Below are 11,942 nucleotides of genomic sequence, written 5' to 3' on the forward strand. Positions count from 1 at the left end.
CTAGTTGAGATTGATGGTTGTGGCTTTCACTGAAACCGCACCTTGCGATGTGATCGACACCGGCCCCTGGGACGTGATGTTTGCAGGAGTGCCATTGGTCGAAGAGATGTTGACGCCCGCCGCACCCTGAATATTCACTGCTGCGGCTGAACTGACGGTTGTCGCCCCTTGCGCGTTGACGGTGACGGTGCCGCTTGACGAAAGCGCGACATTCCCGGAGGGGTCTACGTCTAGCGACATGGTGTTGCCGCCCATTTGCAGATGGAAATGCACATTCGGCGAGGTGTTGCGCGTCACCTTGAATCGACCGTTGTAATCCCTGCCCGTCAAGTCCTCATGCGCCGGCGACGCACCCACGCGAAGATATAGCCCGGATGGGTGCGCGAATTCGGTATTGGCTGCGCCGTCGATCGTAAAGTAGGCATCGGACGCATGCCGGTAGATCATCCGGTTCGCGTCCGGGAAAAGACACTGCGCTGTTTCCGGGAACAAGAAGCCGATGACGATCGGCCCCGCGCCGGAGAAGAACGCGACCACCGCGAACATATCGCGGCCGCCCGTATTCGTGGAATGAAATGGGTTTGCTGCGTTGTTCACGTCCGGCACCGGAATGTCCGAGTACCCGGCGTCACCCGACGCCATCCCGCTCATGACCTTCACGCCTGAAAGCGGGCGGTCATTCGACAGCATGATCAGATCGACCTTCTGCGACTCGCGATGGACGCCAACTACCTTGCCTAGATCCAACATCAGCGGATACCTCCGAGGTCGAGCTCGTCAAAATACGGCGTGCCCTGCGACTGCGCGCGGTTCGCGAAGTTGGTGCCGCGCTCCACGGTCATGGTTGTGGAATAGCCGTGATACGGCTGAAATTCTTGAAGCACGCTCGTCACGTAGAACTCCCCCGCCGGCTGAATGTCATCGAGCACTTCGCGCGTCTGGATCGTCACGTACATACCTGCCTTGATCTTCTCGTTCCCGCGTACCTTGATCGTGCCGCTCTCGAGCACTGCGTTGTCCTTGTTCGAGAGCGCAAGAAACTCACGCTTGATCGCAAGCCATGACAGCAGCGACGTGCTATCGGCAGCGTACTGCGGCGCCTTTGGCGAGTCCGAACCCTGATACCCTGGCGGCGCCATCGAGACACTTGCCTGCATCTTGCGAAGCCCGTAGATCGACAGGTTCGTGTTGATGTAATCCTTCTTGAAGAACGACTCGACGGAGCCCTGATTGGCGAGCGATCGCTGCGTATCGTTGCTCGTGAGCTGCCAGTTCGAATTCGTTACCCAGAAGAAATTGGCGACATTCGCATCCGTCCGGCTGAGCGAGTCCGATTGCACGACGCCCATCGGTAACACAAGAGACTCGGCCCATGCGTCCGGATCGATGAATTTCCCTGTCGCGTAGTCCTTGAACGGAGCCGGACGAAGAATCAGATTTACGCCATCCTCGGTGTCCTCTGTGTACAGCTCAGTGAATGGGCCCACATCGAGCAAGGTTGCCAAGAAATCGTAAACGGATCCCTCCGGCGCAGCCGCGACGGACAGCGGCGATACGACGGACTCGACAGACACGGCAGGGAGAAACTCCTTCACGATGGTCACGTCGCGCTCACTCGGAGCCTGCAAAGACGTGAGTTTCGTGAGGTACGGATTGATGATGTCGTTGACCACGCTGGCGAGAAACGTGCGCGCGTCCATCATCTTCGGGGCACTGTTCGAGGCGTACTGCCAGAAATACTTCAGTCCAGTCAGAATGTCGTCCGCGACGTAGCCGCCACTCATCGTGTTGTAGAAAATGCGGATAATCTGCAGAAGCTTGCCGTAGTCGTGCCCGCTAACCGTGATCGCGCGCTGAGGCGTGCCCGACTCGATCGATCGGTTCCGCGTCACGGTCGTAACGAACCCACGCATGACGATCGGCAGCTTGTACGCGGCGCCTGACGACGACTGGCCCTGATAGTCCGCGACTGAGCGAGCCATGCGAATTTCGATAACGTCCATCGGCTCGATCATTGCGTACAACGTCTCGGCGAACAGCCCGTTCGGCCGATCCACCAACGTGAAGGAAAACGCGCCGGCGGCCTCGCGAACAGACTTGGTGACCGCCACCGGCCCGTCTTCGGAGAGGTACGGCGTCAGATCCATGCCGGTGAAGTTGGCGCCATAGCGCGACGCGGCAGCCTGCTTTCCGTTGACGATCTCGGCGCGCGGGCGGGCTTTGATGAGCCGCACCTGAATTTGGGGTTGATAGAGCTTCACGACTTCGCCCCGCTAGGTGTCGGGCTCGTTTGTACCGTCGTGAAGACGGGCGCCGCGCGCGGCTTGCCGTTCTGATCCACGAGCGTGATCTTGTGGTCGAATGAGTAGCGCTGCATCGCACTGGCCATTGCTCCGCTCGGGCCTTGGGCGGCCGCCGACGCGGGCACTTGCATGTTCCCGTAAGACTTGTTTTTCACATGGGCATCAGCCGCCGGATCCGGATTGACGCTGGCGAATGCGGCAGTCGTGTTGACCAACTTTTCGACGTAGCGGGGGTCTTCGGCATAGTGACCGGCCTGGAGGCCCGAGGCGAATTTGCGTGCGTCAGAGCCCGCTCCAACGGCGCCTGGATACTTCCCCTTCACCAGCTTCACGTAATCCTTCACGAAGGCGTCAGTAGAGTCATAGGCGCGGTAGCGGTCGAGCGTGCCCGTCGCGTTGTCGCGTGCCTGGACACCCCCACCGCTGAAGTCCTTGATGTTGCCGAGGTTGTTCGTGCCGGGGATGACCGACCGGCCCCACCCGGTTTCGTGAGCCCATTGGGCGAGAATGACCTTGGGATCGACGCCGAGCGCCTTCCCCGCCATCTCGGCGGCCGGCCCGTACTTCTTCGAGAAGCCCTTGGCACTCCCGGCTGCGCCGCCCGATCCCATGCCCTCGTTTCCGACCATTTGCCCCAGGTGATCCGCAAGCCGGTTTTGATCGTTGATGCGCGACTCGTCGGAGCCATCGCCGATGCCGACTTGCCAATCCTTGAAGTGGACGCCGGCCGTCGATGCCAATTTCGCGGCTCGCTCGCGCACATCGGCCAGGTGCTTGGTTGCGTCGTCCAGATCCTTCTGGAGCTTCGCCGAGTAGCCGTCGCCAGCGGCCGCCGCGCGCATTTTCTTCAGGTTGTCGTACTGCGCGCGCTGCGCCGTATTCAGGTTGAGCGCGTGCGTGTTGCGATCGGTGTGCTCGCGCTCGAAATCCGCAATCTGCTTGTCCAGATCGGAAATCGCCCCTTTCGGCCCCGCCGACAGCGCAGCGGATGCGGTGTCGCGCGCTTTGAGCGCCTGGTCGTATTCGCCGACGACGGCACGCTCCGGCGCGCTGAATTCGCGCTGCTGGATCGCCTTTACGCGGTCGTCGCTGCCGGCCAGTTTCATCGCGAGCGCCAAGATGCCGTCGCGGATATCGTTCGTGTATGGAACGAGGTGCGACGCCATGTCCTGGGTGACATTCTTCAGGTCAACGACGGCGCTGCGCACGTTCTCGCCTTCGTCCTTGGGCGAGCCGACCATTGCGGCCATCTGCATGAGCGACCGGCGAAGCGTCTCGACGCCCTCGTCGTCCGTCGCGCCGTCGAGCCGCTCCTTGAGCGAGCCGCGCAGCTTCTGACTGATCGAATCGTCTTTCAGGTAGGTGCGCGCCGTCTGCTTGAGCTCGTCCGGGTTCGCGCTGTTCATTTGCGCGAGCGCGGAATAGTCGGCATGCATGCTGCGCGGGTCGATCCCCATGTTGCGCAGCGTCACTTCCGACATGCCGATCGTTCGCCCTTGGCGCCGCGACAGAGCCCACGCGGCCGCCTGCTGGTGCGAGATTCCATAGTTGCGCGACAGGGTGTCCTCGAGCATTCCCGGCTGCTTGTCGAACTCCCGCATGACGCCATCGACTTCGGTATCGAGCAGCGAGCGCTTGCCGGCCGCCCTGACGTAGCCGTCGAGCTGCGTCATGCGGGCCTTGTCGCCGCGCGACTCCGCGAGTCGGTAAAACGGCGACTTCTTGCCGAATACTTGATCGACGGTCGAGAGTGGATCCGCGTCGTTGATCGCGCCGAGGTCGAGCGCCGTAAAGCCGGGAAGCGCGTTCGAGAACATGCGCATGCGGAAATTTTGCGAGGCCTCACCGAAGCCGCCGCCGGCGTGCCACGCGTTCGTAATGCCGCTCAGGATGCTGCCGGCGCCGCGCGTATCGAGCCCATTCATGTGAAGGCCCGTGAGCTTCGTCATTTGATCCAGATAGGCGTCCAAGTTCGGCGCCTCGCCGAGCGTCGCGCGGCCCGCGCGCTCGGTAAAGCCCTCGACGGCGGCGATCATGTCCGGCATGCGGGCGAAGCTCCCAGCGTTGCCGACCGCATCACCGATCATCATGGCGAGCCTGCGATTCTGGCTATCGTTCTGCGTGACACCGAAGTGGCGCGCCGTCGCAAACAGGCCGACGCCTTGCGACGGATCCAGCCCGTAGCTACGCGAGAACGCAATGCTCGTGCGTACGTCGGCGCCGAGCTCGCGCTCGTGCCCAGGCGCCGAGCCGGCGATGCGCGCGAACTGCGAGCCGAGCGCGATGACTTCGTTGTTCGTTACGCCGAGCCCTTTCACTGAATCACGTAAAGAGGCGCGCAGCAGATCGAAGTCGGTGCGCGTCTGCCCGAGCGCGTGGCGCAGATCGGTGTAAGCCGTCGATTCATCCTCGGCGTCGCCGACCTTCTGCTTGATGGCGCCGATCGCCTTTACGGCGCCAAACGCGAGTGCACCGATACCGAGGCCCGTCGCCATCCGGCCGAGGCCGCCCATCGAGAACAGCCCTCCCTCGCTCGCGGCCGCCGCCGTGACGCCGCGACCGGCAATGCGGCCGCCGATGCCGCCGCCTCCCGGCATGGCCGTATCTACGACCCCTCCGAGCGCGTCGCGAACGGCGCCCGCCGCGAATTGCGCAAGCGTACGCACCTGGGCGGGCGTCTTTTCCTTCAGCTCGCGGGCCGGCTGACGTGGCGTCGCCGACGCCTGTTGCGGCGCACCATGAGAGCCTGGCAGAGTTGCATCGATACCTGATGCTGAGAGCACGTTTCGGCGGAAGCGGCGAGCGTCAATCTCGGCGAGCGCCATCTTGCGCCAACCGCCATCCACGAAATCGTCCAGCTCGACATTGCGAATCTTGCTGGTGCCCTGCGCGCCGGACTTCCGCCACTCGTCATAACGCTTCTTCGCCTCGAGCGCCTGCCGGCGGGAGAGCTGAATGCCCTCCTTCGCGAGCACGTTTTGCACCTTGCGAACGCGCTCGATCGTCTCGCGCAGATTGCTCAGTTCGGCGACTTTTTGCTGGATGCCCGATGCTTTGCCCGAGCCCTGTTGGTCGATCGCTTTGCCGAGCGCCTCGGCCGACTTCGCCGCCTCTTCGGCAGATTTGGCGACTGCATCAAAGTCCAGGTCGGCGCCAGCGCTGGCCGCCTCCTTGGTTGCTTTTGCCAGGTCATCGACCTTGTTAACCAGTTCGTCAAGCTGCTTCTCAGCCGCCGTCGTGTCGATCTTGACGGCGCCCCCCTCCAGAGAATCGAAAAGGTCACCAGCCTTCTGCTCGAGCCCGTCGAGCTGCTTCCCGGCGGCCGTCGTGTCGATGCCGACAGCGCCGGCGTTGAGCGTCTTATCGACTTCGCCGACCTTCTTGTTGACGGCATCGAGTGCTGCTTCAACGGCCGCTACGTCGGCTGAAACCTTAATCTGCGTACTGGTCATTTATCAGCGATTCCCAATCACCGTTCGTTTCTTCGAGATGCGCGAGAATGTCGTCCGCATCGAAATCGTCGTCATCAAACTCTTCGGATGCCGGCGGCCGTGCGGCGAACTGATGGCGGTAGTATTCGGCCTCGACTTCTTCCGGCGTCAGCTCGAGAAAGCGCGGGTCACGCGGGCTCAGGTTGTACTGCTTGCGGAACCAGAAGCTGATCGTCTGGTACGTTTCCCGCGCCGCGATGCGCGCCTCCTTTGTTTGCCGCTTGTCGAAAGGAGTCCTCCTTTGCTTTGAGCGCCAGATACACGTCGAGCACCTTGCCCTCCGCGTTGTCGATCGCAAGCATGTCGAGGTTTTCGAGGTCATCCCAACCGGACGGCGCCTCGACGCACAGAACCTTGTGCGCGGCGATGATGGCTGCCTGTGCGCGGATGTCAGGGTCTTCGTCCCCTACGTCCTGCACGAGCCTCAGGTATTCAGAGCGGACGCGGATCTTGTCGCCGTACGTGCGGCGCGCGAAGCGGAATTTGCCGACGCTAGAAACGTCGATGAAGAAATCGGTATCGGAAGGTTGTCGCATGGTTCAGCGTCCATTCAAACGGGCGGCTCGGGCACTGCGCTCGTAGTCGTCGCGGCAATCCTTGTCGCAAAAGAGCAGCGTCTCGCCGATCGTCTCGAAGCAGTAGTGGCAGCAGCGAACGGGCTTGAGCTTCGGCCCCGCGATCGCGGCTGCAATCTCTGCCGCGCGCGTGCGCTCTTCCAGTTCTGCCGCACGGTCAAGGTCATCCATAGTCGGGAAAATGCAAAAAGGGCGATCGGTTTGATCGCCCTTCTAGTGTTCAATCACGACTTGCCGTGAGCTACTTCGCCGGCTCGGCACCTGATGCGACACCCGGCATTTCGGCCGCACCGATCGCGTCGCACCCGGACTGTCCGGTGATGGCACACTGCTCGCGCGCCCACTTCTGCCAGAGAATCAGTTTGCCGGCGTTTGCGTGGGCGAGCTGCGTTTCGGCGTCGTGCTCGGCTGCAATGTCAGAGAGGACAACTCCGGAGGCGCGCTCATCAAGTAGATCGGCGGAATCGGGAACTTGCAGGCGGTTGGCGGTGTTCCACACGCTGACAAAGCGATTAGGGACGACGCAGCCAGCATCCTGGCGAACAATGACTTCATGGGGCACCTCCTTTGTCTGAACGACGACCCGATCGCGATAGACGGTCTGGATCTTGGTTTCGGCGGCCTTTGCCTCGACCGCCACGGATTGCGTAACACCCGTTTGGGCGGTCGTCACGGCGGCCTTCGTACCAGCCTGCTTCGCCTTCTCGGCGGCCCACTGAGCGGACTCATGTTGGATTCCGGCGAAGTAACCGGCGCCGAAAAGAAGCGCGACGGCTGCGATCGCGCAAAGCACCTTGGAAATGGGACTCATGCCTGTTTGCTCCCCTGCAGGTGGTGATCGACCGCCTTGACGTGCTGAATCGCCTTCGTGATCGACATGCCGTCCCTCACCGCACGCTGCGCAACCCACGTCGGGAACGTCACGTCATGCACGCCGGCGTCGATGCCGCGATGGTGGCCGCCCGGCACCGGAACGCCGTCAATCTCACACTCGCCACACAGCACGAGCAGGTTCCGAATGTCGTCGGGCGATTCGATTGGCATGTCGCCCATGTTGTGGGTGTAGCCGTAGGGGTCGAAGACGTGCAGGGTGTCGAGCACCTTCTCCGGATCGAGCGCACCCCATACCGACCACTCGTGGAGGTGATGCACCTCCGGGCTTTCCTTCCTGCCGCAAATCCAGCAACCGAGTCCGAGCTGGCGCACGAGCGTGCGCTTGTTCTTGCGGAACAGCGCGCTCTCGGTACGCTTCTCGTGATCGGGCGTTTCGACGTACTCGGTGAACGTGTGTTTGACTTCGTGGGTCATTTTTTCCTCATCGCTTCTTCGTATCGCGGCGAGCGCACGCGCATGACGTTCAGCACATAGTCACGATTCGTTTTAAAGAAGCTCTGCCCGTAGCCCTTCACGGCGGTTTTCGCTTTGAGGCTCGTGTGCTCGACGTTGCCCCACCAGCGGGACTCGTCGCACCCCTTGGTCTGCCGGCAGAGCTCACGGTCTTTCAGCAACCCGCCGAGGCCGCCGTTGTAGGCGGACAGTGCGAACGCGTACTGGTTGTCTGGATCGGAGGCTCCCTTGATCTGCCGGTACAGATTGCGGTCATACGCGACGAGCGCGCGAACCTGATACTTCGCGTCGAAGCGATCGCTCCATTGCCAGTCGGCCAGCGACTTGTCCCACTTTTTCGCCTCGAGGAAGTTATTGAACTTTGAGGTGATCGTGAGCTGGCCGAGCCCGAAACCGTACTCGCGGGAGGTTTTGAGCTCGGCGCGCGGGTTCCAGCAGAGCTTGCTTTTGAGCGACGGGCACGTCTCCTGCTCAATCTGCGCCGGCACGTAGGCCGGGTGCGGGTGATCCGGCCAGAGCACGACAAGCTCTGACCGGACAACTGGCAGATACGCAAGCGACGCGTCCGGCGGCGTCAGTGCGACAGCCATAGCGAGATAGCCAGCATGATCGAGCTGAGCACGATCATGACGGACATAAACACGACAGCCGAGCCGAGCGGTGTACAGGCCGCCTGTGCGACCAGCTCGCGCAGATCCACATACGGGAACAACACCTTGCGCAGCAGGTGCGATGCCGCCGCAAAGATGAACGCGACCGAGAACGAATAGCCGATGGTGAGTGCGACCGGCATGTTGGTGCAGAGGATGAGCACTGCCGGAATCAGCAGTGCCACCATGCGCCAGTCATGCAGGCCGCGCTGAAGGAACTTCTTCATGCGCGACTCCTAGTTACATGCTTGTGCCCGACACGTCGAGCGCGTTGAAAGTACAGTTGCTGGTCAGAATTGCGTGCTTCGAAATTTCCGTGTCACCGCTCGCGAACGAGCACGACATGATCTTGCGAAGGATCGAGCCGTCGTCTTTCGACATGACGCAGATATCGAACACGTTCCCCTGCAGAACCGCATCACCGTTTTCCGGCGCAATGCCCATCTCACGCAGCGCGCCGTTGAACAGGATCATGGTTTCCGCCGTGACCGTGTGGCGAGCCATCGTCGGCACGTACTCGATCGCGTGGATATCGCCGATCCCGCTCGCGGGCTCCGGCGCATAGTCGTCCGACATGCGGATGTTTTGCAGCAAGCCGACCGTGTTGCCGTCGAACTGCACGACAACCCGGTTGCCGCTGCGCGTTTTTACGTTGGTGCGCATCTATCCTCCGTTATGCCGAGGCCGTGCCGCTGTACGGAACAGCGTGGATCGTCACGTCCTCGTAGTTGATCGGAATGACCGGGCTGCCCTGGAACGAAACCGACACGCGATTGCCGTTCAGCTGTGCGGTCAGGTTCTTGTACGCAGGGCTCTTCGCGTCACCCACGAGAACGCCAGGGCCGGCCGGCGCAGCCGTCGCGCACAGGCGCAGCGCGGTATCGGCACGCGCCAGGATTGCGCTCAGGTTCAGCGGCGTGCCGCCCTTGCCGAGCATCGGCTTGATCGCATCGCGAACCGTGCGTGAGACGTAATCCAGCGCGGCACCGCAGCTCAGCTCGACGCGGTTGTAGTTGCTGTTCGTCAGCCACGTCGAAACCGACTGCGTGACCACGTAGCCGCTCGAGTTGCTCTCGAGCGGGATGACGCCGCCCTGAATCAGCGCATCGGTATCGGTCGGATTGCGCAGAACGCGTTCGAAGCCCGAAACCGTCAGGGACTTGTTCGTCATCGCCTCACCCGGCGACAGGCCCGCAAAGCCGGCGGCAACCAGCGCGGCCGTCATGTACGGCTGGAACAACGTGTAGTTGCCGTTCACGTCGTAGCCGTAGTAGCCGAGGTGGACGAGTCCCGTGCGATCCGAATTGAGCGCCTTTGCTGCCAGCACGCCGGCCGAGTCAGTCGTGCCGAGCGCGGTACCGACGATCGAGCGACGCTCCATGAACGCGATCGTGCTCATGTACTGGACGTGCGCATCCGCCATCGCCGCGATCGCGGGATTGCTGGACAGTGGCGTGAGCCATTGGGCATCGACGGTCTGAGCGGTCGTGAATGCGTTCGACCAGTTCGCGAGCGTCGTCACGCCATCCGATCCGCCCGTCAGGTACGTGAACGGAATGAGTGCCGGAACCTTGTCCGAGCCAGCCAGCCGCGTCGCGTTGATGTACGGGCTCGACGCGCTATTCAGGTAGTCCACGACTGCCTGAACGTGCGCCGTCGCCGTATAGGCGGCCGTTTTCACATCCACCGTCGTTGCTGCATCGAGGCCGTTGAGTGCCGGAGCATTCGAGTTGCCATCGAGCACGGTCGCGCTGAATGGCTGAACGCCGGCGATCGTCACGCCGTTGATGCGGTCGGCGAGCTGGCCAACGGTCGGGAACTGCGTGAGGTCGATCGATGCGACTTGGGTGCCGGCCGGCGCGAACAGTGTCACGCTCGACTCTCCTACGGTCATCGTCGCACTTGCCTGCACGCCGTTGTACTGCACCGAAAACGCGTTGCGGTACACGTTGTCCTGCACGGTGTAGTTCTGGCTGAGCTGCTGCGTGAGCTTCAGGCCATTCAGCGTCGCATTCTCGATCTTCACCTTGATCTGCGATGTGTACAGGCCCGCGTCCTTCGACGTGATCGTAATCGTCGGCGTGCCTTGAGCGTCGAGCAGCTGCATCGTCGATTGAACGGCAGGGTTCACGCGAATGGCGATGACCTTCGAGGGGCCGCCAGTCTCGTTGCTCGGCGAGAATGCCTTACGGCATGCCTCCATCAGCTCGCCACTGCGCAGCGTCGCGATGGCCTCAGCCGGCGACCCGAACGGAAGCGGTGTGTTGGGCAGGCCACCCGTCGATTGCCCAATCAGGAGCAGCGTATTGCCAACGCTTGCCCCCTGGTCGAACATCGCCGAGTCGTCTACCGCACTCACGACGGCGGGGCTAACGTAGTAGCGCCCATTGAAAAACATACCCATGTATCTGCCTCCAGTTAGGCGGGCTGGTTGATGAACGCCTGGAAGCGCGCCGCATAGGCAGACGGCACATCACGTACGCGACCGGCAGCGACTTCCATCGAGTGAAACGCGCTGATCAGCTCGACGCGCTTGTCGCCAGCGGACAGCGACGCGCAAAACTCGTCAGCGTTCTGTGCGAACTCGGTCACGATTTGCGGGCCGGTTGCGGTGTAGGTGGTCGAGCTCGCGTTAGGTGCGGGCGACGCAGCCGGCGCGGCCGGTGCGGATGAGCCGCTCCCGGTCGATTTGGCGGACGTGCCAGCGTCGTCCGTTGCTGCAGTGGTAGTCGTCATCGACATTCCTTCCTTAAAAAGCGTTTTGCGCGGTAATCACTTGAATGGCTGGTGCCGTGATTCCGATCGCTGCCGGCGCGATGCAGCTGATCGTTCCAATCGCCTGGTACATCGGCGCGTTGTACGTTTCGAAATCCTCTTGATCCACGAACTGAAGGTCGATTTGCTGCATCCCGGCTGCGTCGAAAACCTGCAAGTTGCTCAGGACAATCGCCTTCACGACATTTCGCACTGCTATGCGTTCATCCGAGTTGAGGCACCACACGCCGAGCGCCAGCTGATGGCGTTCGAGCCAGCCGTCAAACGACATGACATCGTTCGCATCGACTTGCTCGTCCATTCCGATGACCTCGCCGATGGCGCGATCAGCTGATGCGTTCAACTGCAGGTGTACCGTCACGACCGGGAAGCTCACGTTCTCTTCGGTCGGCGCGGCAGTCAGGACGGGAATCGAGCCGCTTGAGGGGAATAGCGCCTCACGCTCGACGGCTGCCTGAAGGCCGAGCGCAATGCGGTCGCGAACGAACGTGAGCACGTCGCAGTCGATAAACTCGAAGGAGCATTGAGGGGTAACTGATGCCGACGCGGCGGTCGTCCACGTCGTGCCGTCGAAATAGAACGGCTGATAGAAGTAAGCCGAGCCGTTGTACAGGCCGGTCACGTCTACGATGTACTTCTCGGATCCGCTGTACACCAGCGTCGCGCCGGCGTCGTTGATGCCGCTGATATCGTCGCTCGGCTTGCGCAGGACAGACCAGCGTCGCGCGCCTTGCGGCGGCGCAAGAATCAGCGAGACAGCATTACCAGCGGCAAGCGCGTTGAGAAACGAGATCATGACGG

13 protein-coding genes are annotated in these 11,942 nt (G+C 62.0%); all 13 read right to left on the minus strand.

Annotation, left to right across the window (positions count from 1 at the left end; translation table 11 throughout):
* Nucleotides 1–750 (minus strand): hypothetical protein, encoded by a 750-nt coding sequence (locus G3N61_RS07680; RefSeq protein WP_205822042.1) that lies wholly within the window; start codon nt 748–750, stop codon nt 1–3.
* Nucleotides 750–2,261: a hypothetical protein gene (locus G3N61_RS07685; RefSeq protein WP_205822043.1), complete on the minus strand. Its 1,512-nt coding sequence runs from the start codon at nt 2,259–2,261 to the stop codon at nt 750–752. The genes G3N61_RS07680 and G3N61_RS07685 overlap by 1 nt, the downstream gene beginning before the upstream one ends.
* On the minus strand, nt 2,258–5,755 hold the full coding sequence (locus G3N61_RS07690; RefSeq protein ID WP_205822044.1) for a glucosaminidase domain-containing protein: 3,498 nt from the start codon (nt 5,753–5,755) through the stop codon (nt 2,258–2,260). The genes G3N61_RS07685 and G3N61_RS07690 overlap by 4 nt, the downstream gene beginning before the upstream one ends.
* A 167-nt stretch (nt 5,756–5,922) precedes the next feature.
* The gene (locus tag G3N61_RS07695) at nt 5,923–6,330 is read right to left on the minus strand and encodes a hypothetical protein (RefSeq protein ID WP_205822045.1); all 408 of its coding nucleotides are present in this window, start codon (nt 6,328–6,330) and stop codon (nt 5,923–5,925) included.
* A 3-nt stretch (nt 6,331–6,333) separates the two neighbouring features.
* The gene (locus G3N61_RS07700) at nt 6,334–6,540 is read right to left on the minus strand and encodes a hypothetical protein (protein WP_205822046.1); all 207 of its coding nucleotides are present in this window, start codon (nt 6,538–6,540) and stop codon (nt 6,334–6,336) included.
* A 70-nt stretch (nt 6,541–6,610) separates the two neighbouring features.
* A complete protein-coding gene (locus G3N61_RS07705) occupies nt 6,611–7,180 on the minus strand; it encodes a hypothetical protein (RefSeq protein WP_205822047.1) in 570 nt (189 codons plus the stop codon).
* Nucleotides 7,177–7,677, minus strand: a complete 501-nt coding sequence (locus G3N61_RS07710; RefSeq protein WP_205822048.1) for a hypothetical protein — start codon at nt 7,675–7,677, stop codon at nt 7,177–7,179. Before G3N61_RS07710 ends, G3N61_RS07705 begins: the two co-directional genes overlap by 4 nt.
* On the minus strand, nt 7,674–8,306 hold the full coding sequence (locus G3N61_RS07715) for a hypothetical protein (RefSeq protein ID WP_205822049.1): 633 nt from the start codon (nt 8,304–8,306) through the stop codon (nt 7,674–7,676). Before G3N61_RS07715 ends, G3N61_RS07710 begins: the two co-directional genes overlap by 4 nt.
* The gene (locus G3N61_RS07720; protein WP_205822050.1) at nt 8,291–8,593 is read right to left on the minus strand and encodes a hypothetical protein; all 303 of its coding nucleotides are present in this window, start codon (nt 8,591–8,593) and stop codon (nt 8,291–8,293) included. Before G3N61_RS07720 ends, G3N61_RS07715 begins: the two co-directional genes overlap by 16 nt.
* 13 nt (nt 8,594–8,606) lie before the next feature.
* Entirely contained in the window at nt 8,607–8,987 is a 381-nt protein-coding gene (locus G3N61_RS07725) for a hypothetical protein (RefSeq protein ID WP_205822051.1), read from the minus strand.
* Between the two features lie 52 nt (nt 8,988–9,039).
* Nucleotides 9,040–10,770, minus strand: a complete 1,731-nt coding sequence (locus tag G3N61_RS07730; protein ID WP_205822052.1) for a hypothetical protein — start codon at nt 10,768–10,770, stop codon at nt 9,040–9,042.
* Nucleotides 10,771–10,784: 14 nt separating this feature from the next.
* Nucleotides 10,785–11,102, minus strand: a complete 318-nt coding sequence (locus tag G3N61_RS07735) for a hypothetical protein (protein ID WP_205822053.1) — start codon at nt 11,100–11,102, stop codon at nt 10,785–10,787.
* A 13-nt stretch (nt 11,103–11,115) separates the two neighbouring features.
* A complete protein-coding gene (locus G3N61_RS07740) occupies nt 11,116–11,937 on the minus strand; it encodes a hypothetical protein (RefSeq protein ID WP_205822054.1) in 822 nt (273 codons plus the stop codon).
* Nucleotides 11,938–11,942 lie beyond the last annotated feature (5 nt).

This window comes from Burkholderia sp. Ac-20349 (genome assembly GCF_017104865.1).
In the GTDB taxonomy this organism is placed as follows: Bacteria; Pseudomonadota; Gammaproteobacteria; order Burkholderiales; family Burkholderiaceae; genus Burkholderia; species Burkholderia aenigmatica.